The sequence below is a fragment of the Mesorhizobium sp. M8A.F.Ca.ET.208.01.1.1 genome (genome assembly GCF_004791315.1).
GTDB lineage: Bacteria > Pseudomonadota > Alphaproteobacteria > Rhizobiales > Rhizobiaceae > Mesorhizobium.
This window is the reverse complement of sequence record NZ_SRUT01000001.1, coordinates 1,417,603-1,440,103: the sequence shown is the minus strand read 5'-3', so window position 1 is coordinate 1,440,103 and position 22,501 is coordinate 1,417,603. Positions and strand designations below refer to the sequence as shown.

Genomic DNA, 22,501 nt, shown 5'->3' with positions numbered 1-22,501 from the left:
GCATGGCCTCGGGCAAACCGATCGTCATCCTCGGTGTCTTCGTCGCCGATACGGCCTACAGGGCGCAGCGCCAGCCGCGCATGGGCGAAACGATCCTCGGCAACTCCTTCAAGCTGGGACCAGGCGGCAAGGGGTCGAACCAGGCGGTGGCGGCCGGCAGGTTGGGGGCCGACGTCACGTTCCTGACCCGGCTCGGGGTCGATGCCTTCGCCGACATGGCCAAGCGGACCTGGAAGGATGCCGGCGTGAAGAGCGCCGCCATCGATACGCCGGACAGCTATACCGGTGCCGCCTACATCTTCGTCGAGGAGGGAAGCGGCAACAACGCCATCATCGTCAGTCCCGGCGCCGCCATGCTGATCACGCCGGACGATATCGAAGCCAATGCCGAGCTGATCCGTGGTGCCGGTGTTTTCGTCACGCAGCTCGAACAGCCGATCGACGCCGCGCTGCGGGCGCTGGAGATCGCGCGCGGGGCAGGGGTGACGACCATTCTCAATCCGGCACCGGCGGCAAAGCTTCCCGACCGCGTCTACACGCTCTGCGACTATCTAACACCGAACGAGACCGAAACCGAGGAATTGACCGGGCTGAAAGTCTCCTCGGTCGATGAAGCGCGCGCCGCCGCCGGCAAGCTGCTGGAAAAGGGCGTTGGCACAGTCATCGTCACGCTCGGCGACAAGGGGGCGCTCCTGCACACGAAGGATCGCTCCGAGCATGTTTCCGCCATCAGCGCGGGGCCTGTGGTTGAGACGACGGGAGCTGGCGATGCGTTCAATGGCGGCCTTGCCGCGGCACTTTCGCGCGGCGTGGAGCCTCTGGAGGCGGTACGCTTCGCCTGCGCCGTTGCCGGCATTTCCGTGACCCGTCCAGGCACCGCACCGTCTATGCCGACAGTGCAGGAGGTCGAGGCGCTGCTGGCCAAGAGCTGAGGCAATTGCACGGGGCTCGCAGGCCACCCCGGAGGCCGGACTGTTCGGCCTCCGATGTCTCGTGTTCGATGGGCGTTGAGAAGCTACTGCTTGATATAGCAACGCTTCCCGGCATCGGGAGCGGGATCGCCGAAGGATTCATTGTCGCATTCGACGCCATCCCGGAACACGTCCTGCGTGAACCGGCCGCGCGCGCCATACCTGACCACCTTGCGGCCATAGAAATCGCAGAATTCGCCTTCGTCGGCGCAGGCCACCCATCTCTCGCGGCGAGGCTCATCGTAACCGCCATCGGCTTCGCCACGACCGCGTAACACGATATAGCACGTCTTTTCGTGGCCGGGCGCAGGGTCGCCAAAAACGCGAGTTGAGCAGGGGACCGCGTCACGGTCGATAAAGCGCGATGTAGTGCGGCCCCCGTCACCAAAAACCACTTCAGCCGGAAATGGCAGTCGGCAAATGCCGCCCTCCCTTGCGCATCGCTGAAGCCGAGCAGCCGAAGCAGTGGCGGGAAAGATGGTGGAAGCAACCATTGTAAGGCCAGCAAGGCTTATGGCCGTGAACACCGTGCTCATCGAGGTGGTTGAGGCGATAGACACTGTAAGTCCTCCCGGGTCGTTCAGGCTGTATGGTTATGGTAGCCGGATTATCTCAGGCCAGGATATTTCAGAGGTGAATCAAGCGTTTTTTTAGGCGGAAGCGCAAGCCCCAAGCGGTTTGCCTGGCGCAAACGTCAGGCCAAGGGAGATATCTGTCAACGCAGGAGCCGAAACAAGCCGGCAGCCGACGTTCCGAGCTGACAGGAGACAAATCTCATCCGGCACCACGATCATGGCCGCAAGCCCATGCATGGCAGATCGAACCCAGATTAGAAAGGTTCTGGATCACATCCCCATACATGCATCTTTGACAGACAACGTCGACATTTCTACTAAGCCAAGGGTTTGTGTCCCTTGAGAGAAATGGCGCGAGTGACGGGGCTCGAACCCGCGACCTCCGGCGTGACAGGCCGGCACTCTAACCAACTGAGCTACACCCGCGCATTGACGAGCACGTGTCAGCCGTGTTCGTCGTTGGGGCGCTGGATAAGGGGTTCGCTACCGGGTGTCAAGCGCACCAAACCATCATAACGCCAAACAGGAGAAGGTTTTTTGACAGCCGGCATTTTGTTCGCAAATCCGGCCTGCGAACAGGGCGCCTCGCGCTCATTTGGCCTTGCGAAGCAAGTCCCGACCGCTTAAAGGTCCGGCCCGGAGCGGGCGATTAGCTCAGTTGGTAGAGCGCTTCGTTTACACCGAAGATGTCGGCGGTTCGAGCCCGTCATCGCCCACCATATCTTTCCCCCAGTTGATGTTTTCCGGTTGCGGGCGCCACGAAATCGCCACGTCGACAACGGGCAATAGCTCACCTGTTGTCCTTCGTGCGGGCGGTGCATTGCTTTTTCACGGGTGAGCGGCATTTTCGCAGGAAGTTTTTTAGGCCTCGGGCGTTTATCTCAATAGAGATAGCCATTGCCGTGGAGCTACAGCTCCCGCCGGGGGCAACTGGGCCTCTCGGCTCGCGACCGCGGGTTTGTGGCTGCAGGTCAAGGGAAAATGCCCGTTCAAGCTTTCATTAACCGAATTGCCACGGCCGTCCCTGATCACGGCGTTCACGAATTCTTCCTTCAATTTGCGGGCTCCCAGTTGGCAGATCCCCGCCGCCGCGCAATTTTCAATCGCATGGCCGACAAGGGCGGCATCGAACATCGCTATTCCTGCTTCGCACCCGCTGGTGATCCTGAGGGGCTGAGCGTCGACCTGGCGGGTGTTTTCAAGCGCGGTGCGTTTCCGGGTACCGCCAAACGCATGGAAATGTATTCCACTGCCGCGCCCGCGCTGGCCGAGCGAGCATTGGAGCGACTCCTGGAGGGCGAAGACAGGAAAGGTGTCACGCATCTGATTGTCACCACCTGTACGGGCTTCTCCGCCCCCGGCATCGATCTGGAAATAATCGCCCGGTGCAATCTGCCCACCACCGTGGAGCGCACGATCATCGGCTTCATGGGATGTTATGCGGCAATCAATGCGCTCAAACTGGCGCGGCACATCGTCCTGTCGGAACCTTCGGCCCACGTTGTGATCGTCTGCATCGAACTCTGTACGCTCCATCTCAAGGAGACGGCCGATCTCGAAAAACTGCTGTCTTTCTCGCTCTGGGGCGATGGCTGCGCGGCCGCGTCGGTGACCTCCCGCCCGTTCGGCATCGGCCTGGACAGTTTTCACGCGATCGTGGACGCCGACGCCCGCGACTTGATGAGCTGGAGCTTGCACGACGACGGTTTCGACATGGTTCTGTCGGGGCAAGTTCCTGCTGCAATCCAGAATGCGCTTGGCAAAGGGATCGGCGCCATCTTGGGAAACAGGATCGCCGCCAACATCGACCTTTGGGCTGTTCACCCGGGTGGGCGTTCCATTCTCGACGCCGTGGAGCGCGCGCTGGATCTTCCTCCCGATGCGCTGTTGCCGTCGCGCGATGTGCTTCGCGAAAACGGAAACATGTCTTCCGCCACAGTCATGTTCGTGCTGGAGCGGATGCTTCGCGGGTTCACGGATGATGACGTGGGCTGTGCAATGGCATTTGGCCCCGGCCTCACGGCCGAGACGATGATGTTCCACACCGCCGGCAGTGCCTGACATGGCCACCGGTCTCGACAGCCGTCTTATCCAGCCGGAACTGCTCGATCATTTGCCTCCCGACGATCCCAGGGCGATTGGCTCCCGACGTGATCTGATTTGGATAAATTCGCTGATGTTTCAACATGCGATCATGTCCAACCTCCTGAAGGCCAGCGTGCGCGAGGGTTCGATCAGAATCTTGGAAGTCGGGTCCGGCGACGGTGCATTCATGCTCTCGGTTGCAAGGCGCCTCGCCACGAAGTGGATCGACGTGGAGCTGGTCATGCTCGACCAGGTTGACCTCGTCACCGACCGGCGGCGCGCCGATTTCGCGGCTCTGGGCTGGCGGGTTGAAACCGTTACCGACAATATCTTCGACTGGATCGCAAAACCCGGGGGTGCCGCCTACGACGTTGTCTCGGCCAATCTGTTCCTGCACCATTTTTCCGACACCGCCTTAAAGATCCTGTTCGAAGCCCTATGCCGTCTGGCGCCAGTATTCCTCGCCGCCGAGCCGAGCCGAAACATTGTCGCTTTAAAAGCATGCCCGCTCCTGCGCCTTGTCGGTGCAAACCAGGTCACCATGCACGATGCGGCGGCAAGCGTCCGCGCAGGTTTCGCTGGCAAGGAACTTTCCGGTTTGTGGCCTCTCGGTTCCGCGCAGCAGTGTGAAGAGCGCAGAATTGGCCCGTTTACCCACGCCTTCCGCGTTTTCCCCAAGGAAGGACTTGCGCGATGTACGATGCCATCGTCATAGGTGCCGGCCCAAGCGGCTCGTCGGCAGCCTTGGCCTTGCGCGGCCAAGGTCGTTCTGTGGCCATCATCGAAGCAAGCGAGTTTCCACGCCGCAAGGTCTGCGGCGAATTCATGTCGGCGGTCAATCTGGAGCTGTTGGACCGTCTGGAGGCGGGCGTGGCGGTTCGTGCCAAGGCAGGGCCGGAAGTCAAGCGGGTTGGCTTGTTCGCGTCGGGCCCTGGCATCATAGCGGGCATGCCGCGCGCCGCGGGAAATGCTTTCGGGCGGGCGCTTGGACGGGACGTTCTGGATGGCATCCTCTTGGACACGGCGCGCAATGCCGGAGCCGACGTTTTTCAGCCGTGGCGCGCGGTGGAGATCGCCAGCAATGGCGATCGTGCCATCGTCCGGATCGCCAACAGGGAGGGTCAGACAAGCCTTAGCGGGCAGGTGGTGATTGCGGCGCATGGCTCCTGGGGGCAGGGCAGGTTGCCAACCAATCTCCAGAAGAGCAGCGCGGCATCCGATCTGTTTGGCTTCAAGGCCCATTTCAGGGGAGCGTCGCTCGCTCGAGACCTCATGCCGCTCCTGGTGTTTCCGGGCGGCTATGGTGGCATGGTGTGGGCGGATCAGGACAGGATATCGCTGTCGTGCTGCATACGCCGCGACGTGTTGACCAGGCTGCGCAAAGAGGGCGGTGCGATGTCCGCGGCCCAAGCCGTTCACGCGCACATACTGGCATCGTGTCCGGCCGCGGTTTCCACGATCGGCGACGCCAGCCTCGAAGGTGAATGGCTTGCCGCCGGTCCCATACGTCCGGGGATGCGCCCACGATTTGCCGACGACATATTTCGGGTCGGCAACATCGCCGGCGAGTCTCATCCCATCATCGCTGAAGGCATCTCCATGGCCCTGCAGTCCAGCTGGCTTCTCGCTGGCGAATTGGCAAGGTTCGAACAATGGGACCGGACGGCGCGCATCGCCGTCGGCAAACGCTATTCAAAAGCGTGGAGCCGGCAATTTGCCACTCGCATTCATGCCGCCGCACTGTTGGCGCGCATTGCCGTCCTCCCCAACTCTAATACGGCGATGAAGGCTTTCGTGGGTTGGTTCCCGAATAGCCTGACCTTAGGAGCCAGATTGTCCGGCAAGACAAAAGCCTTGCCTGCTCTCAGCCATCCGTAAGGGCATGAAGCCGGCCGGACGCTTGGAATTCGCTGAAGCGCTGGAGCCCGAATCGCAACTCAACAGGCACACGCTTCTTGGCGTATGGCTGCCCGCTCACGGCGGCACCATCCGGAAATCCTTGCCCTCGGGCAGCAATTGCCCGCCGTCGACGACAATGGTGGTGCCGGTGATGTAGCTGGCGTCGTCCGAGGCCAGGAACAGGAAGGCGTTGGCCACGTCGCGCGGGCTGCCGAGCCGGCCGAGCGGGATCGAATCCTCCATGTTCTTGATATAGGCGGCGCCGCGATGCTGTTGGATGGCTTCGGTGAGGATATTGCCGGGTTCGACGCCGTTGACGGTGATGCCGTAGCCGGAGAATTCAAGCGCCGCCGCGCGAATGAAGCCGTTAATGCCTGCTTTCGTCGCCGAATAATGGCCGTGGCCAGGGCTGGTGACGTGCGGGCCGGTGATCGATGAGGTGTAGAGCATGCGGCCAGAACGCTGCGCCTTCATCGGCACGAGGGCCGCGCGGCTGGCATTGAAAGTGCCGCGCAGGTTGACCGCCATGACGCGGTCCCAGTCGTCGGCGCTGGTGTTTTCGATCAACTGCCAGGGATAGATACCGGCATTCTGCACGATGATGTCGAGGCGCCCGTGCTGTTTCAGCGAAAGCGCCACCGCGGCCTCGGCGTCGCTTATTTGCGAGATGTCGGTGCGGATGAAGGGGACGCCCAGTTCATCCGCACTTGCTTGCCCCGCCTCCGCCTCGCTGTCAGCCAGCACGAGCCGTCCGCCTTCTTCCGCAAAGCGCAGCGCGATGCCCTTGCCGATGCCGCGCGCGGCGCCGATGATCAGCGCCACCTTGTCTTTCAGTCGTCCTGTCATGCCAATCCTCGCCTCACGCCCTCTCACGCCAGTCTTTGGCGAATGGTTTGCTTGAATGCGTCGAGCAGCACCGCGGCCAGAACCAGCAGGCCGTGGATGACCTGGGTGAAATTGGCGGGCAGGCCCATCAGGTTGATCGCCGTGTTGATGGCAGAGAGCAGGAGCACGCCGGCATAGACGCCCGGCAAGGTGCCGACGCCGCCCTTCAGGCTGACGCCGCCGATAACCACGGCTGCAAAGGCATTGAACAGCAGGCCGACGCCAAGATTGGCGGTGGCGCCGGAGGTGCGGATCGCCAGCAGCCAGCCGGCGAGCCCTGCGATGGCGCCGGCGAGCACGAAGGCGATGATCAGGTTGCGGTTCACCCGGATGCCGGCGCGGAAGGTCGCGGTTTCATTGCCGCCGATCATCACCAGGTGCCTGCCGAACGGCGTCTTGGCCATGATCAGCGAGAAGACCACGAAACAGGCCACCGCGATCCAGGCGGTAAGCGGCAGGCCGATCAGGCGCTGGATGCCGAACCACCGGATGGCGGGTGCCAGATCCTGTGCCGAGCGGCCGCCCGAAATGACCAGCACGAGGCCGCGTACCCAGATGTAGGAGGCGAGCGTGATGATGAAGGCGCTCATCTTGACCTTGACCACAAGATAGCCGTTGAAGGCGCCGATGAGGCCGCCGACGGCCAGCGCCAGCAGCAGCGAGACCGGAACCATCAGCCATTCCGGGTGCAATTGGACACCGAGGCCGATGCCCGAGGCGCAAAACAGGATGCCCACCGCCATGGCGCTGAGTGCGGCGACGGATTCGACCGACAGGTCCATGTGGCCGGCAATGATGACCAGCGCCAGGCCGATCGACATGACGCCGAGCACGCTCGACGCCTCGATGATGTTGGCGAAGATGCCGAGTTGAAAATAGTTCGGGATGAACAGCGAGAAGACGACCAGGACAAGGAGCAGCATGAACCAGACGAGGTTGTCGAGGACGAACTCCAGGGCGTGACGCGTGCGAGGGTTCATGTGTCGATCCGGTTGGCGTGCGCAATCAAGGCCGCAGCGAATTGTCTGCGTCTCGTTTCATGCGGGCAGGGATGGGCTCCGGGCCAGGTATGGCCCGGAGCGTTCAGGCGACATGCCTATTCGACCGACTTGACCGTATCGGTCGGCGGCTTCTGGTTGCCCCAGAAGGCCGGGTTGTCGACGTTCTCCTTGGTGATGGCGGCACCCGGAATCTTGATGTTCGGGCCCCACGCTTCCTTGGTGACGGTCGATTTCAGGCCAAGCACGTCGTATTCGCCGGGCTTGATCTCTTGCTTCTTCGCGACCTTGTCCATGAACATGGCGACGGCCGCGGCCTGTGCGTAAAGCGGCTGCTCTACTTCGACATTGAGCCAGCCCTTGCGGATCAGGTCGAGGCCGACCGGCGCGCCGTTCGAGCTCATCAGCATCACGTCGCCCGGCTTCTTGCCGGCGGCCTCTAGCGAAGCGACGGCGGCGACCGACAGGTGCGCGGCATGGCTGAAGATCAGGTCGATGTCGGGATTGGCCAGCATCTGGTCGGCAACGATGGTGCCGGCATTGCTGGCCTCCCATTGCATGGCCGGCAGCGAGATGATCTTGACGTCGGGGAACGCCTTCATCTTCTCTTCAAAACCCTTCTGGATGTCGAGCGTGTAAGGATCGCCGGGGTCGCCAAGCACCTGAAGGACCTTGCCCTTCACCGAGCCGTTCTTGGCTTTCAGAAGCTTTTCGGCCTGATCGGCGGCGACATAGCCGATCTCGACGGTACCCGCGACCGACGTGAAATCGGACGGTGTCGACGTGATCTGGCGATCGAATTCGACCACCGGAATGCCGGCGGCGCGGGCGGCCTCGATCGATGGTTTCAGCGCATTGAAATCGACGGCGGCCAGGATGATCGCCGCCGGCTTCAGCGCGATCACGTCGTTCATCTGCGATTGCTGCGCGTCGGTCTTGTTGTCGGCGTTCAGCGTCTTCATCTCGTAGCCGGTCTGTTTCAGGAACAGCTCCAGCGCGCTCACCGATCCGGTTTGGAACTCGTCGAGCAATGTCGGCACCAAGTAGTAGACAATACCCTTGGACTGGGCGAATGCCGGCGTGAGCGTGGCAAAGGCCAGTGCCAGGATACCGAAGACAGCAAGAAGTATTCGCTTCATGTCGTTGGCTCCCTGTTAAGCCGGACCCCTCTTTGTCCCTCAGCCCGCCGGTCCGGCACCGGCAAGCGTCTCCCCGGTGATCATGTTGATCACCGCATCGGGACTTGTCTTGTTGCGTGCGACATCGCCCGCCACGACGCCTTGCCGGATCACCACGATCCGGTCGGCGACCTGAAAAGCCTGCTGCATGATGTGGGTTATGATGACGACGCCGATACCCTGGCTCGCCACTTGGCGGATCATGTCGAGACCGCGCCGCGTCTGTTCGACGCCAAGTGCGGCAAACGGTTCGTCGAGCAGCACGAGTTTGCCGCCCCAGTGGACAAAGCGGTTGAGCTCGATGGCCTGGCGCTGGCCGCCCGAGAGGTGCTCGACATTGGTGCGCAGTGAAGGAATGCGGGTACCGGCGCTGGCCAGCGCCTTGCCGACGACAGCCTCCATGGCGCGTTCGTCGAGCACGGGAATGCCGAGCACCTTCCTCGTGATCTCGCGGCCCATGAAGAAATTGGCCACAACGTCGACATTGGTGCAGAGCGACAGGTCCTGGTAGACGGTCTCGATGCCGGCCGCCTTGGCTTCCGCCGGCGAACGGGCCAGGAACTCCTTGCCCTCGAACAGCATGCGGCCGGATGTCGGTTCGAGACCGCCCGCAATGATCTTGACCAACGTCGACTTGCCGGCGCCGTTGTCGCCGAGCAGCGCCACCACCTCGCCCTTGCCGATGGAAAAGCTGATCCCCTTCAGCGCTTCGATCGCGCCATAGTTCTTGGTCACGTTGTCGAGCACCAGCAGGGGTTCGCTCATGCAGCAATCTCCCTGGCCGAAAGGATGTCGCGGCCGCGCTCGCGTTCGGCGGCGAACATCTGGCCGAAGCGTGGCGACAACACCCCTGAGACGGCGAGTGCCGCCGCGCCGCGCAGCACGGCATGCTGGCCGCCGCTGGCGACGATGACACGCGGCGTCTTGCGATCAGCGCGAGCCGAAACCGAATTGTGCAGCGGTTCGGCCGCGTCCGCCAGGCGTTCGAGCAACTCCGACGCCGCCAGGCCGCCGAGCACGACCGTCTCTGGGTCGAAAAGGTTCTCGATGATGGCGATGGCATTGCGGAAGATCGGGCCGACCTGTGCCACCCAATCGGCGTCGCCGCCGGCCCGGCGGCCCCGCGCTTCGAGCGAGAGGTAGCGCTCGAGGCAGCCGCGGTTGCCGCAGGGGCAAAGCTCGCCATCAGGGACCACGGGAATGTGGCCGATCTCGCCCGCATTGCCCCAGGCGCCGCGCAGAACGCTGCCGTCATGCATCATGGCGCCGCCGAGCCCAACGCCGAAATAGAGATAGTAATAATCGGAATGGCGGGCTCCGATGCCATAAAGCCTCTCGCCCATCGCGGCGGCGGCCATGTCGCTCTCGAAGAACGCCGGCAATCCCGTCGCGGCCGTCAGCCGTTCACGCAGCGCCACGTGCTTCCACCCGGTCATCGTGGTCGGGCCGACAAAGCTCATGGAGTCCACGTCGAACGGACCGGGAAGCGCCATGCCGATGCCGATGACGCGGCCGCCGGGCCGCTTGCCCGTCAGGTCGCGAACCATGGCGCCAATCTGGTCGAACGCATGATCAGGCGCCGCGTTGGGGGCTTCGCGGCGTGAACTCTCGATAACGTCGCCGCTGAGATTGATCAGTGCGGCGTCTATTCCAAGCGGCGTCAGGTGGATGCCGACGGCATAGCCGCCTTCCGGGTTGATGCGCAGCGTCGCGGGTGGCAGGCCACGGCCCTTCGGCTCTTCGCGTACGGAAAGGATGTAGCCCTGTTCCTCCAGTTCGCGAACGATGGTCGACACGGTCTGGACGGTGAGCCCGACATGCCTGGCGATGTCGCTACGTGCGATCGGGCCATGACGGCGGATGGACTCCAGCACGATGCGCCGGTTGTACGGCCGCCCGAACTCCTGATTGGTCCCCCGCAATGCCATGCCTTGCGCCCTCACGTGACGTAAGGTTCGCATCAAATATTTATTCAGTCAAATGGAATTCAAAAATAATCGGAGCGCGGACGGAACTGAAGATCCGTGGTGTCTCATCCTCGGTGGATCAGCGATGAGGCGGGAGACTGCCTGGTGAGGGAGAGGCGTCGCTCGGCCGGTGGCTCGGGATTCAGCTGGCGGGCGAGCGGTTGCCCTTGTCAGAGATACTGCGCGACTTTCCTTCCGACGGTCAGAAAGCGTAGCGGATCGATCGCCTCGCCATTGTGCCGCACTTCATAGTGAAGATGCGGGCCAGTCGAGCGTCCGCTGCTGCCGGTCTTGCCGATGATGGCGCCGGCGTCGACTTTTTCGCCTACCGTCACGTCGATCTCGCTGAGATGTCCGTAGCGCGTGGCAAAACCATTGCCATGGTCGATCTCGACCATACGGCCATAGCCGCCATTCCAGCCGGCCTTGGTGACGACGCCGGGCGCTGTCACCCGCGCCGCCATGCCGATGGGCGCCCTGAAATCCATGCCCGAATGCAGCGCGGCCGTGCCGAGAAGGGGATCGGTGCGCACACCGAACGGGCTGGTGACGGAGTGGCCGGGGGCGGGATTGGCAAGTGGCAGCCGGCGCGCTTCCTTTTTCAGCTGGTCGAGCGTGTCCAGCGCCTCGTCCAGCTCCTTGACCTTGCTGTCGAAGATCATCGACGAGTTGAGCGGGATCAACGGTCCGCCGACATCGCTTTCGTTCTTGCCGAAATCACTGTCGACCGGCAGTCCGGCTGCCTGCAGCGCCTGCTGGATGGCATCCGCGCTTTTGTAGGCATTGTCCGCGAGCGTGCTGATGCGGCTGAGCTGCTCATTCTCGATGGATTTCAGCGACTGGTTGATCGAGACGAACAGCTTGTCGGCACGATCTGCCGCTGAATCGGTGGGCAGCGGATCGGTGCGGGTCGACCACAAGGAGAAGGGCCTGGTGTCGGCGGTGCCGAGGTCGGCGCCCAGGCTGGCAACCGCGTAGGTCTGCGCGGGCTGGTTGATGCTGCCGGTCACCTCGGCGCGCTTGTCCGTCTTGGCGGCCGCGGCTGGATCGTCGGCGGGTACCGTTCCGGCGTCGTTTTCGGCGCGTTGGAGCAGCGGGCCGAGACGGCCATGCCGCTGACTGAGCTGCGTCTGGCGCTGAAGCAGTTCGCTGACCTTGGTTTCCATCAATTGCTGGTCGAGCAGCTGCCTGCTGGTGATGCGGTCGACCTGGGCTCGAAGCGCCGAAATGCGGTCCTCGTACGCCTGCTGCATCCGCGCCTGGCGTGCGGTGGTGGCGCCGATCAGGTCATCGCGCAGCACGAGATAGGATGTGGCCAGGAGGTAGCCGATGGCAATGGCGGCGAGTGCTGAACCGATGAATGCCGCCAGCCAGGGGCGGACCGTGAAGTGCCTGATCTCGTTGCCTCGGGCGATGATGACCGTATGTGGTTCCTTGCGCCTGCCGAAGACTGCGGACTGACCGGTTGCGTTCACGGGACCAAGCTTTCGTTTACGACACCACGAGAGCTTGATTACACATTATTAGGGTTAACAAAGGATTGCCCTATCGGCCGCGCGGCGCCGAATGCACGCAGCGCGGGCACGAGGTTGCGCGAAAATCTCCAGGACGCGGACCCTATGCCGCGGAATCGTTGGCGATGAACACTCATGTTCCGTCGGGAGCATCCAGTAGCTCGCAGAGCAAGGCTCGGGTTTCTTAACTGTCTTCGATTGCATTTAGTTGACGCTTTTCGAGTAAAGGCGTGTTGGTATTTGGGATTCACCGTGGCGGTAGGAATGCTGGACGATCTGGTTGGCAAGATCCTCGACAAGATTTCGGGCACCAGTCTGCTGGCGACCGGGCTTTTGCTGCTGACGGCCTTTGTCAGCGCCCTCGTGGCCTATTGGCGCACGGTCGAGGAGAAGAGCTGGAAGGAGTTTTTCGAGTTCGTCATCCCGCATGAGGTCATCACCCATCCGTCCGCGAAGGCCGACCTGCTGTTCTGGGTCACGAAGAAGGCCCTGATGCCCTTCCTGATGCTGCCCGCCGGAATCGTCTTCGTCACGGCGGTGGGCTACGGGACCAACTGGCTGTTTTCCACACTGTTCCAGTTCCAGCCGCCTCTGATCGAGGGGCCGGCAGGGCCGGTGACGGTGCTGATCTTCACCGTCAGCATGCTGCTTGCCTACGACATTTCCTATTATCTCTATCACGTCGCCCAGCATCGCTATCCGCTGCTTTGGGAACTGCACAAGGTGCATCACTCGGCCGAGGTGATGGTCGGGATCACCAAGGACCGGGTCCATCCGCTCGACGAGTTGATGAACCGGGCCTGGGACGGCCTCATCGTGGGGCTCTGCTTCGGCATCTGGTCGCTGATTTCGCTGAACCTTGTCGAACTGACCGTTTTTGGCGTCAACGTCTATGTCATGCGCAACATCCTGATGATGGATTTCGTCAGGCACACGCATTTCAAGATCTCGTTCGGCCCGCTCAACAATTTGATCCTGTGTCCTCATTGGCACCAGTTGCATCACAGCACCGATCCGCGCCACTACGACAAGAACTTCGGGCTGCTCTTCTCGTTCTGGGATCGGCTCTTTGGGACATTGTGTGTGCCGAGGCCCGACGAGGACTTCAAGTTCGGGCTGGTTGACCGCGATGTACGTGACTACCAGTCGCTCGCCGGCCTTTACGTCATGCCGTTGAAGCGGATGTGGGGGCATATCGCCAGGAGCATCCGGCCCGGAAAGTCACGCTCACGCACCTCGCGATCCTCGGAAGGGACACGGCCATGAACGCTCCCGTTGTGCTCGCCATCCCGCGGACACGCACCTTCGAAATCGTGACATCGGCGGTGCGCCTGGCCGAGATCGCACCGGCCTGGAGCGCGCTCTGGCAGCGGGCCGGCGGGCTTGTCTTCCAGCACCCGGACTGGATCGCGGCCTGGTGGCGAACCACCCCGCACCAGGAACGGCGAGCGCTCAGGATTGGCCTTGCCTGGAACGGCGACCGGCTCGACGGCGTGATAGCGCTCGCGACCTTCAGGCGCTCCGGCATCCGCATACTCGAATGGGCAGCGAAGGATCACAGTGACTATGGCGACGCGCTGGTTGCACCTGACAGCGACCCGCGGGCGATCTCCCGCCTCTGGCAGCATGTTTTTGACCAGGGCGGCTTCGACCTGATCTATCTCAACCGTCTGCTGCCGGATGCCGGTGTTCATGCCCTGCTGGAACCGGCCCATGGCAAGGCGCTTCGGCCCAACCACCGCACTGAAATCAGCTATCGTGTCGGCGGCTCCTGGCAGCGTGGGGCGGAATGGTTCGAGACGTTGTCCAAGAAGGGCCGGCAGAACTATCGTCGTGGCCGCAAGTTCATGGAAGAAAGCGGCGCATTGCGTTTCCGGCTGCTGGATCCGGATGAGCCGCGCGAACCGGTGCTCGAGCGGGTCGCGACGTTGAAGCGCCTCTGGCTCGCCCGCCATGGTCGCGCCTCGGATCTGTTCGACAAGGGCTCGCCCGTTCTCGCCGCGCTTATTTCGGTGCTGGCCGACCTCGGGCTGTTGCGCATCTTCGTGCTGGAGCTTGACGACAAGATCGTCGCCGTCTCGATCAATTTCGAGCAGCGCGGCACGATGATGGCTTTCGTCACCACCTATGATCCCGAATACGAGCGCGCCTCGCCGGGTATGGTGCTGATGATGGACTATATCCAGTGGTCGTTCGACCGTGGCCTTGCCACGATTGATTTTCTCTGCGGCGGCGAGGATTTCAAGCGGCGCTTCGCCACGCAATCAGTCACGCTGTCGTCGATGATGGGCGCGCGCGGCTTGCGTGGCCATCTTGCCGCGCTGGCCGATCAAGTGAGCCATGCTTCGAAATCCTGGAGGACGCGGCGGCAGCCGAAGGCTGAGGCCCCTGACGAGTAGCGTCATAATTGTCGATTGCTTTGGTGGGCTTTGGCGACGTTCAGAGCGCGCGAACGGCTTCCAGCACGGCCTCGGCATGGCCCTTGACGCGGACCTTGCGCCAAATCCTGGCGATGCGTCCGTCGCGTCCGATCAGGAACGTCGCGCGCTCGACACCCATGTATTTGCGGCCATACATCGATTTCTCGACCCACAGATGGTAGGCCTCGATCACCTTGCGCTCCTCGTCGGCGGCAAGATCGATGGTGAGATCGTATTTCGACTTGAACTTGTCGTGTTTCTTGGCGCTGTCGGGCGACAGGCCAATGACGACGGCGCCGGCCCTCTCGAATTCCGGCTTCAGCTGTGAGAAGCTGATCGCCTCTTGCGTGCAGCTTGTCGTGTCGTCCTGTGGATAGAAATAGAGCACCACCGGCTTGCCGGCGGATGCCGCCAGGCTGAGCGATCCGCCACCGTCCCGCGGCAGGTCGAATTGCGGCGCGGGATCGCCTACGTCGAGGTCGGCCATATCGATGCCCTTGTTTGAGGTTACGCGCGAAGCCACACCGATATAGTGTCGAGCGGGGATTCGTCCACGAGCGAATTGGTACAACGGAAGATTGCGTGGATCAGGAGCAACCGCAGCACGAGAAGATCAGGTTCAGGCGGGACGAGATCACCGACCTGGGGGCTTTGCCGTCCGCGTGCCGCGTCCCGCCTCTCGGTCAGGCTGCCATCGGCCGCGGCGTTCGCATCCTTTCACGCCTGTTTGCCGGCCTGGTCGCGTTCATGCTGCTGGTCGCGGTGACCGTCTATCTCATCGGCCTTTCCGGCATCGGCTCGGACCGGCTGCGCGTCGAGGCGGAGAGCGCCATAGAGAGGTTGGCGGGCGTCGACATCAATGTCGCGGTCGGGCCCGCGCGCATTACGCTCGACAGTTCGAGCTTCGTCGCCCTCCAGGTGAGCGATGTCAGCCTGAAGACATCAGACGGCAAGCCGATGGCGGATGCCGGTCGCGTGCGCTTTGGCGTGCGTCTGGTGCCGCTGCTATGGGGTGAGGTGCGGCTGACCAGTGCCAGGATCTCCGATGCCCGTGTCGTCATGGCGGCGATGCCGTCCGGCGGCGACTGGACCGCGGCGCTGCGCAACCAGGACGGCCTCGTCGATCCGGAGAAACTGTCGGACGCGGTGTTCGGCAATATCCATCGCGCGCTCGATGCCGTGCGGGAAGATTCGATGCGCCGGATCGATCTCAGCAATGTCGAGTTCGTGCTGCCCGACGCCGGATCGATCAAGCTGGTCAAGATCGCCGACGCCACCGTGGTTCAGTCGGGGCCGGGGGGCATGAAGTTCACCTCCGAGGCGGATGTCGACGGCAGGACAGTCACGGTTGCCGCCGCCGCCATCCGCGATGTCGCGGCGCACCGGGTAACAAGCCTGGATGCCAGCATCAATCTGGCGGATGCCGGCGCCACCGCTGCCGGCTCCGGGAAGCTTGGTGCCGTCGCGTTGAAGCTGACGGGATCGGAAGGCTCAGGCGCCACCGCATCACGCCTGGCCGCCGCCCTTTCATCCACCGGCTCGGTGCTCGATCTTGGCGCGCGCGGGCTGCTGCCGGCGGATGCCGATGTCAATGCGACGCTTGTCTACGGCTCCAACAAGATCCAGGTGGACAGGTTGCTGCTGAAAACCGGCCGGTCTTCATTCGATTTCGGCGGCTCGATCGGGCCAAAACCGGCAACCGGGGTAGCGGGTGAGGAACCCTCGTACCGTTACGATCTGACCAGCGACGGTTCGACCTTGGCACCGTCGGATTCGCCTGAACCCGCATTGATCTTCCTGGCGCGGATTGCTGGCGTCTATCAGCCGCAAAGCCGTAAACTGGTGGCCGAGCAGATCGCGGTTCGGTCCTCTGGTTCCGGCGAGGTGCTTGGTACCTCAACGGTGGAATTCGTTGACGGCAAGGCTCCCGGGATCAATCTGGCGCTCAGCGTCCATGACATGCCGGTCTCGCACGTCAAACAGCTTTGGCCATGGTTTTCGGCGCGCAATGCGCGGCTCTGGGTGCTGAACAATTTGTTCGGCGGCCGCGTGGTCGACGCCAATCTCCAGTTCCAGGTGGTGCCGGACCGCCTCGGCAATGGGGTACCGCTTTCCGCCGACGAGGTCTTCGGCCGCTTCCAGATCGAGGGGGCGCGCTTCGACACGGCCGGCCGCATTCCGCCGATCCGCGACGCGGTGGGCGTCGTCGGATTCCACGGCAACGACGTCGACATTTCATTGTCCTCGGGCACCGTCTTCATGCCCAGTGGCCGCGTGGTTGCGGCCAGCAACGGGACATTGACCGTCAAGGCGGCCAACCGCCCGCCGGTCATCGGCGCTCTCGATATCGACGTTGCCGGCGATGCGTCCGCTGTCGCCGAACTTGCATCCTATGAACCGATCAATGCCATGCGCCATGTCGGCCTTCTGCCGGAGGATCTTTCCGGCAGCGTTACCGGCCACGTCAAGGCGGACATTCCGCTGCAGTCGGGCGTCGATACCGCGAAGCTCGATTGGCTGGTGTCGCTCGACTATACCGGCCTGTCCTTGGCCAAGCCGTTCGAGGGACAGGCCGTAACCAATGCCGATGGCTCGATCACCGTCGACCCGCAAAAGGCTGTCATTTCGGCCAAGGCATCGCTGAATGGCATTCCGGCCGAACTCGACCTCGTCGAGCCGCTGGCGGATGACGGGCCGGCGCGCAGCCGCAAGGTAGCCCTGGTGCTCGACGACAAGATCCGCGCCGCCGCCATGCCCGGCCTGACGCCGCTGCTTGGCGGAACGGTGAAGGTCGCGATCGACAAGAGCGGCAACGGCAACCAGAACGTCTCGGCCGACCTGACCAACGCCAGGCTGGACATTCCCTGGGCCGGCTGGAGCAAGGGGGCGGGGGTTCCCGCCAGCGCCACATTCGTCATGACCAAGTCCGGCGACACCACGACGCTGTCCGACTTCGAGCTCGACGGCAAGACGTTCTCCGTCGACGGCAGTATCGTGTTGGTCAACGGCGCCTTGTCTTCGGCCAAGTTCAGCAAGGTCACCTTGAACAGGGGCGACGACGTGGCTGTTTCGGTCAAGCGATCGGGCAAGGGCTACGCGGTCGACATCAATGGCAGTGCGCTCGACGCTCGTTCGCTCATCAAGCAGTTCACGTCCGATGTGGACACCGCAACGAAGACGACGGGAACAGACAACATTTCCGTCAGCGCCGATGTCAATCAGCTGACCGGTTTCCACGATGAGCAACTGTCCAACCTGAAGCTCGACTACAGTGCGGCCGGTTCAAGGGTGAACGGACTGAAGGTGAGCGCGACGGCGAGTTCCGGCGCCGCCATCGCCATCAGCAACACCACCGGCGACGACAGACGCTCGCTCAACGTGCAGTCGGCGGACGCCGGCGCCATCCTGCGGTTCCTCAACATTTATGAGCACATGGAAGGCGGCGCGATCACATTGGCCCTGTCGGGAGCCAGCGATGGACCGATGAAGGGCAAGGTCGACACCAGCAACTTCTTCGTCGTCAACGAACCCAAACTCGCCTCCATCGTCTCGACCACGCCGGCCGGCGATAGCCGCAGCCTCAACCAGGCGGTGAAGGGCAAGCTCGACACGTCGCGAGTGAAGTTCGAACGGGGTTACGCCGAGATCGACAAGGGTAGCGGCTACCTGAAGCTGACCAATGGCGTGCTGCGTGGCCCGCGCATCGGCACGACGTTCCAGGGCATCCTCTACGACCAGAACAACAATATGGACATGACCGGCACCTTCATGCCGGTCTACGGCCTCAACCGTATTTTCGGCGAACTGCCCATCGTCGGCGCGCTTCTGGGCAATGGCCGCGACCGCGGCCTGATCGGCGTCACCTACCGGCTCAGGGGCAATGCCAACAAGCCGGTGCTCGACGTCAATCCGCTGTCGGTGATCGCGCCGGGCATATTCAGGTCGATCTTCGAGTACCGGTGAGGGTCCTCAGGCCGGCCGCACCAGGATGTGCTTTTTCCTGCCCAATGAAAGCTTTACGACATTTTCCGGACTCAGATCCTGAAGCGTGACCAGTCGACGGTCGTCGCTTACCGGCTGGTCGTTCAGGCGCACGGCGCCACCCTGGACGTGCCGCCTTGCCTCGCCATTGGACGATGCCAGCCCCGCGCTGACCAATAGCGACAGGATGCCGACGCCGGATTCGAGCGCGGCCCTGTCCGTCTCGACGGTCGGCAACGTGTCGGCGAGAGCGCCTTCCTCGAAGGTCTTGCGCGCCGTCTCGCTGGCCTGTTCGGCGGCCGCGCGGCCGTGCAGATGGGCGGTGATCTCCGTTGCGAGGATCTTCTTCGCCTCGTTGATCTCGGAGCCGCCCAGCCGCTCGAGCCGTGCGATCTCGTCCAGCGGCAGCGTGGTGTAGAGCTTCAGGAAACGGCCAACGTCGGCATCCTCGGTGTTGCGCCAGTACTGCCAGAATTCGTAGGGGCTCAACATCTCTGGATCGAGCCAGACCGCGCCCGAGGCGGACTTGCCCATCTTGGCGCCGGACGAGGTGGTGAGCAGCGGCGTGGTCAGTGCGTATAGTTGCGCATCCTCCATGCGGCGGCCGAGATCGATGCCGTTGATGATGTTGCCCCATTGGTCGGAGCCGCCCATCTGCAGACGGCAGCCAAGGCGCTTGTAGAGTTCGACGAAATCATAGGCCTGCAGGATCATGTAGTTGAACTCAAGGAACGACAGCGATTGCTCGCGGTCGAGCCGCAACTTGACGGAATCGAAAGCGAGCATCCGGTTGACCGAAAAATGCCGACCGACATCACGCAGGAAATTGACGTAGTTGATCTCCATCAGCCAGTCGGCATTGTTGACCATGACCGCGTCGTTCGGACCGCTGCCGAATTTGAGGTAGGGCATGAAGTTGCGGCGGATACCGGCCAGGTTGTCGTCGATGTCCTGGGGCGTCAAAAGTTTGCGCGCCTCGTCCTTGAAGGACGGGTCGCCGATCATCGAGGTGCCGCCACCCATCAGCGCGATCGGCCGGTGTCCGGTCTGCTGCAGCCAGTGCAGCATCATGATCTGGATCAGCGAGCCGGCATGCAGGCTCTTGGCCGTGGCGTCGAAGCCGATATAGGCCGTCACGGTTTCCTTGGCGAAGATAGCGTCGAGGCCGGCATCATCCGAGGTCTGGTGGATGAAGCCGCGCTCGCTCATCGTGCGCAGGAAATCGGATTTGAAGGCAGGCATGTTTTCTTTCCCGAAAGCGTACGCCCGGTCCGTCGCGGGCATATGTGAACGCGCGCGTTTAGCACTCAAGTGGCATCAGCAAAAGTGGAATCCGGTTTTGCGCCGGATCGCGCGCCAACCAAGAGTTCGCGATCAGCAAAGGCGGAACCTGGTCTTGCTCCCCGCGGATGGCAATTGCGAATCCTTGCCTCATTCATGCCGCTGGCGTAATGAGGCGCCGCGCAAGGGCAGCGCCCGCACGCCGCGACGGGGTCGTCCCGCAGATCAGATCCGGAAAGCTCCCGCGATGAACAGAAACTACCTCTTCCTCTTTCTGTTCAGCTTGCTAATGAGTTTCAGCGGCTTGGCGAGCCTTCCGCCGATCGACCGCGACGAATCCCGTTTTGTCCAGGCGACCAAGCAGATGGTCGAAACTGGCGATTATATCGACATTCGCTTCCAGGATGTCTCACGCTACAAGAAGCCCATCGGCATCTACTGGCTACAATCGGCAGCTGTCGCATTGAGCGGCGAGGGCGCGGCCGCGCCGATCTGGGTGTACCGCCTTGTCTCGATGCTCGGAATCGCGCTCGCTGTTCTGGGCATCGCCTGGACGGGCACAAAAATGTTCGGCGCCAATGCCGGCCTTGCCGCCGGCCTGATGATGGCGGCGATTTTCGCGACCGCCTTCGAGGGACGCGACGCCAAAACCGACGCCATGCTTCTGGCCTGCTGCGTGGCCGCGCAGGGCGCGCTGGCGCAGGTCTATCTGGCGGCGCGCCGCAACGAGCCGGTGGCGGGCCATCTGCCGTGGATATTCTGGTTCGCGCAAGGCGTGGGGATCCTCATCAAGGGGCCCGTGGCTCCGCTCCTGTCGCTGCTGACGGCGGCGGCCCTGATTGCTTTCGAACGCGACTGGCGCTGGCTTTTGAAGCTGAAATTCGTGCGCGGCGTGGCGCTGGTATTGCTCATCGTGCTGCCCTGGGTCGCTTTTATCGGCTGGAAGAGCGGCGGCGCCTTTTTCCAGGAAGCCGTTGGCAAGGATATGCTGAACAAGGTCGCTTCGGGCGAGGAATCGCACGGCCTGCCACCGGGTTTCTACATGTTGACCTATTCGCTGTTCATGTGGCCGTTCGGCCTGATCGCGGTCGGCGCCGGGCTGCAGGCCCTCAATCGGGTGCGTGACGATTTCAGGCTGCGCTTTTGCCTGGCATGGTACATTCCGTTCTGGCTCGTGTTCGAACTCATCCCGACCAAGCTGCCGCACTACGTCCTGCCGGCCTATCCCGGCATGGCGCTGCTGATTGGCTGGCTGCTGACATTGCAGCCGCAGGACGCCAATGCGCCGCTCAGACCCTGGCAGCAGTGGCTGTGGTGGTCGACCGCATTCGGTCTGGTGGTGGTCAGCCTTGGCCTGGCGGCGGTCTGTATCGGGGCACCGATCTACCTTACGCACAGCTTCTCGTGGTGGAGCATCCCGGCGGCAGCGTCAGCGCTTTGCGCCGGCTACCTCGCCTTCTCACGGCAGTTGCAGGTGCCGCTGCCCCGCATCGGCGCAACCGCCGCCTGTGCGGGCATCACCTATGCCTTGCTGTTCGGTGTCATCGCCCCGTCCCTGAAGCCGATCTGGCTGAGCCCGGCGATCAAGGAAGCCGTGCGCGCCAACAAACCTTGCGACACGACCGTGCTGGCCTCGGCGCGCTATCAGGAGCCTAGCCTGGTATTCCTGGTCGGCACGAAGACGGTGCTGACCGATGTCGGTGGCGTGGCGGAGCATCTGCTCGCCGATCCTGCTTGCTCCTTGGGCCTGGTGCCGATCGGTGACGAACAGAAATTGAATGGCATGCTGTCCGTGCAAGGCAAGTCGGCCAACCGCGTCGCCGAAGTCGACGGCCTCAACTACTCATCGGGAGACAAACTGTCGCTCGGTCTTTATCGTGTGAGCCAATGACTTCGATGATGGCGTCGTGTTCCCAATGCTCGTGAAATCGCGCCCACCCGTTTCCAGCTCGCTCCTCGGGATAGGACGCCGATCCCTCGGCAATTTTCGCGACACCCTGCAACTCGCAAGACGGCGCCTTGCCGTTCGCCCCGCTCGCTATCCCAACATCTCATGGTGGCCGTGGGGCCTGGTCTGGGTCTTTCTGACGGCAGCAGCCTTTGTTCGTCTCGATACGCCGGCGGGGGTGGCGCATGGTCAATGGTCGCCCGATGTGGCCAGGCTTGCCGAGTTCTTCACGCAGTTCGGGCTGGGCGGCTGGTATCTTATTCCGTCCGCGCTTCTGCTTGTCGCGGCCAACCTGACGGATTGGCGAAGCCTTTCGCGGCGCGCGCTGATGCTGGTCTACAGTTGGACTTGTCTGGCTTTCCTGGTGCTGAGCGCGGTTGGCCTGTCCGGCATCACCGTCAATGTCATGAAATATGCCATTGGCAGGGCCCGCCCGCTCTACTTCCAGGATTTTGGCGTCCTTGCGCTGCACCCTTTTGCCTTCGATGCGCGCTTTGCCGGCTTTCCCTCCGGCCATGCCACGACGATGGGCGCCGTGTTCGGTATCCTAATGCTTCTGTTTCCGCGGCGTTGGTACATCGCTTTGGTGGTCACGGCCTGCATCGCCTCGACCAGGGTCTTCGTCGGCGCGCACTATCCGAGCGACACCGTTGCCGGCTTCGGCCTCGGCTGCGCCTTCGCGCTGGCGTGCGGACTGGTCTTTGCCAGGCTCGGCTTCATCTTCCGGCCGGCACCTTCAGGATTGCCGGTCCGCAAGGCATCGTTCCGACTTATTGCCCCGGAAAAATAGGCCGATGCC

The 22,501-nt window shown here is 62.8% G+C and carries 18 protein-coding genes and 2 tRNA genes; 10 read left to right on the top strand and 10 right to left on the bottom strand.

The genetic code is table 11. From position 1 onward, the window contains the following. Positions 1 to 2 precede the first annotated feature (2 nt). Positions 3 to 932, top strand: coding sequence for a ribokinase (gene rbsK, locus EN851_RS07315; RefSeq protein ID WP_127278877.1), 930 nt, complete (start codon positions 3 to 5; stop codon positions 930 to 932). 83 nt (positions 933 to 1,015) lie between these two features. Here the strand turns inward: rbsK and EN851_RS37810 are convergent, their stop codons facing one another. Together EN851_RS37810 and EN851_RS07305 are read right to left on the bottom strand one after the other, a co-directional pair. Further along, positions 1,016 to 1,249, bottom strand: a complete 234-nt coding sequence (locus EN851_RS37810; protein ID WP_348630716.1) for a hypothetical protein — start codon at positions 1,247 to 1,249, stop codon at positions 1,016 to 1,018. Between the two features lie 646 nt (positions 1,250 to 1,895). Then, positions 1,896 to 1,972 (bottom strand) — tRNA-Asp (locus tag EN851_RS07305). A 217-nt stretch (positions 1,973 to 2,189) separates the two neighbouring features. On the opposite strand from EN851_RS07305, the gene EN851_RS07300 reads away from it, so the two are divergent. The 4 genes from EN851_RS07300 to EN851_RS07285 all read left to right on the top strand — a co-directional run bounded on the left by EN851_RS07300 (position 2,190) and on the right by EN851_RS07285 (position 5,509). Beyond that, positions 2,190 to 2,265 (top strand) — tRNA-Val (locus tag EN851_RS07300). Positions 2,266 to 2,527: 262 nt separating this feature from the next. Then, positions 2,528 to 3,607, top strand: coding sequence for a type III polyketide synthase (locus tag EN851_RS07295; protein ID WP_135928850.1), 1,080 nt, complete (start codon positions 2,528 to 2,530; stop codon positions 3,605 to 3,607). Position 3,608: 1 nt separating this feature from the next. Beyond that, entirely contained in the window at positions 3,609 to 4,346 is a 738-nt protein-coding gene (locus EN851_RS07290; RefSeq protein WP_127278875.1) for a methyltransferase domain-containing protein, read from the top strand. Further along, positions 4,325 to 5,509, top strand: coding sequence for an FAD-dependent monooxygenase (locus EN851_RS07285; RefSeq protein ID WP_135928849.1), 1,185 nt, complete (start codon positions 4,325 to 4,327; stop codon positions 5,507 to 5,509). Before EN851_RS07290 ends, EN851_RS07285 begins: the two co-directional genes overlap by 22 nt. Before the next feature lie 96 nt (positions 5,510 to 5,605). Here the strand turns inward: EN851_RS07285 and EN851_RS07280 are convergent, their stop codons facing one another. The 6 genes from EN851_RS07280 to EN851_RS07255 all read right to left on the bottom strand — a co-directional run bounded on the left by EN851_RS07280 (position 5,606) and on the right by EN851_RS07255 (position 12,033). Continuing rightward, positions 5,606 to 6,376, bottom strand: a complete 771-nt coding sequence (locus tag EN851_RS07280; RefSeq protein WP_135928848.1) for an SDR family NAD(P)-dependent oxidoreductase — start codon at positions 6,374 to 6,376, stop codon at positions 5,606 to 5,608. Positions 6,377 to 6,399: 23 nt separating this feature from the next. Then, on the bottom strand, positions 6,400 to 7,395 hold the full coding sequence (locus tag EN851_RS07275) for an ABC transporter permease (protein ID WP_127869580.1): 996 nt from the start codon (positions 7,393 to 7,395) through the stop codon (positions 6,400 to 6,402). Between the two features lie 116 nt (positions 7,396 to 7,511). Next, positions 7,512 to 8,552, bottom strand: a complete 1,041-nt coding sequence (locus EN851_RS07270) for a sugar ABC transporter substrate-binding protein (protein ID WP_135864116.1) — start codon at positions 8,550 to 8,552, stop codon at positions 7,512 to 7,514. 39 nt (positions 8,553 to 8,591) lie between these two features. Continuing rightward, on the bottom strand, positions 8,592 to 9,356 hold the full coding sequence (locus EN851_RS07265; RefSeq protein WP_135864119.1) for an ATP-binding cassette domain-containing protein: 765 nt from the start codon (positions 9,354 to 9,356) through the stop codon (positions 8,592 to 8,594). Beyond that, positions 9,353 to 10,519: an ROK family transcriptional regulator gene (locus tag EN851_RS07260; protein WP_135864121.1), complete on the bottom strand. Its 1,167-nt coding sequence runs from the start codon at positions 10,517 to 10,519 to the stop codon at positions 9,353 to 9,355. The genes EN851_RS07265 and EN851_RS07260 overlap by 4 nt, the downstream gene beginning before the upstream one ends. A gap of 209 nt (positions 10,520 to 10,728) precedes the next feature. Beyond that, complete coding sequence (locus EN851_RS07255; RefSeq protein WP_127869576.1) at positions 10,729 to 12,033, bottom strand: M23 family metallopeptidase; 1,305 nt, start codon at positions 12,031 to 12,033, stop codon at positions 10,729 to 10,731. Between the two features lie 303 nt (positions 12,034 to 12,336). On the opposite strand from EN851_RS07255, the gene EN851_RS07250 reads away from it, so the two are divergent. Together EN851_RS07250 and EN851_RS07245 are read left to right on the top strand one after the other, a co-directional pair. Next, a complete protein-coding gene (locus tag EN851_RS07250; RefSeq protein WP_135928847.1) occupies positions 12,337 to 13,338 on the top strand; it encodes a sterol desaturase family protein in 1,002 nt (333 codons plus the stop codon). Beyond that, the gene (locus EN851_RS07245; protein ID WP_135880170.1) at positions 13,335 to 14,471 is read left to right on the top strand and encodes a GNAT family N-acetyltransferase; all 1,137 of its coding nucleotides are present in this window, start codon (positions 13,335 to 13,337) and stop codon (positions 14,469 to 14,471) included. The genes EN851_RS07250 and EN851_RS07245 overlap by 4 nt, the downstream gene beginning before the upstream one ends. Before the next feature lie 40 nt (positions 14,472 to 14,511). On the opposite strand, the gene EN851_RS07240 is transcribed toward EN851_RS07245, so the two are convergent. Continuing rightward, positions 14,512 to 14,979 (bottom strand): peroxiredoxin, encoded by a 468-nt coding sequence (locus tag EN851_RS07240; protein WP_135928846.1) that lies wholly within the window; start codon positions 14,977 to 14,979, stop codon positions 14,512 to 14,514. A 95-nt stretch (positions 14,980 to 15,074) separates the two neighbouring features. Here EN851_RS07240 and EN851_RS07235 point away from each other — a divergent pair, with 95 nt between their 5' ends. Continuing rightward, the gene (locus EN851_RS07235) at positions 15,075 to 18,455 is read left to right on the top strand and encodes a DUF3971 domain-containing protein (protein ID WP_135928845.1); all 3,381 of its coding nucleotides are present in this window, start codon (positions 15,075 to 15,077) and stop codon (positions 18,453 to 18,455) included. A 6-nt stretch (positions 18,456 to 18,461) separates the two neighbouring features. Here the strand turns inward: EN851_RS07235 and tyrS are convergent, their stop codons facing one another. Beyond that, positions 18,462 to 19,715 (bottom strand): tyrosine--tRNA ligase, encoded by a 1,254-nt coding sequence (tyrS, locus tag EN851_RS07230; protein ID WP_135864129.1) that lies wholly within the window; start codon positions 19,713 to 19,715, stop codon positions 18,462 to 18,464. A 286-nt stretch (positions 19,716 to 20,001) separates the two neighbouring features. Here tyrS and EN851_RS07225 point away from each other — a divergent pair, with 286 nt between their 5' ends. Continuing rightward, positions 20,002 to 21,645, top strand: a complete 1,644-nt coding sequence (locus EN851_RS07225) for a glycosyltransferase family 39 protein (RefSeq protein WP_127869571.1) — start codon at positions 20,002 to 20,004, stop codon at positions 21,643 to 21,645. Between the two features lie 25 nt (positions 21,646 to 21,670). Beyond that, positions 21,671 to 22,492, top strand: a complete 822-nt coding sequence (locus tag EN851_RS07220) for a phosphatase PAP2 family protein (protein WP_135928844.1) — start codon at positions 21,671 to 21,673, stop codon at positions 22,490 to 22,492. The last annotated feature ends 9 nt before the right edge of the window (positions 22,493 to 22,501 follow it).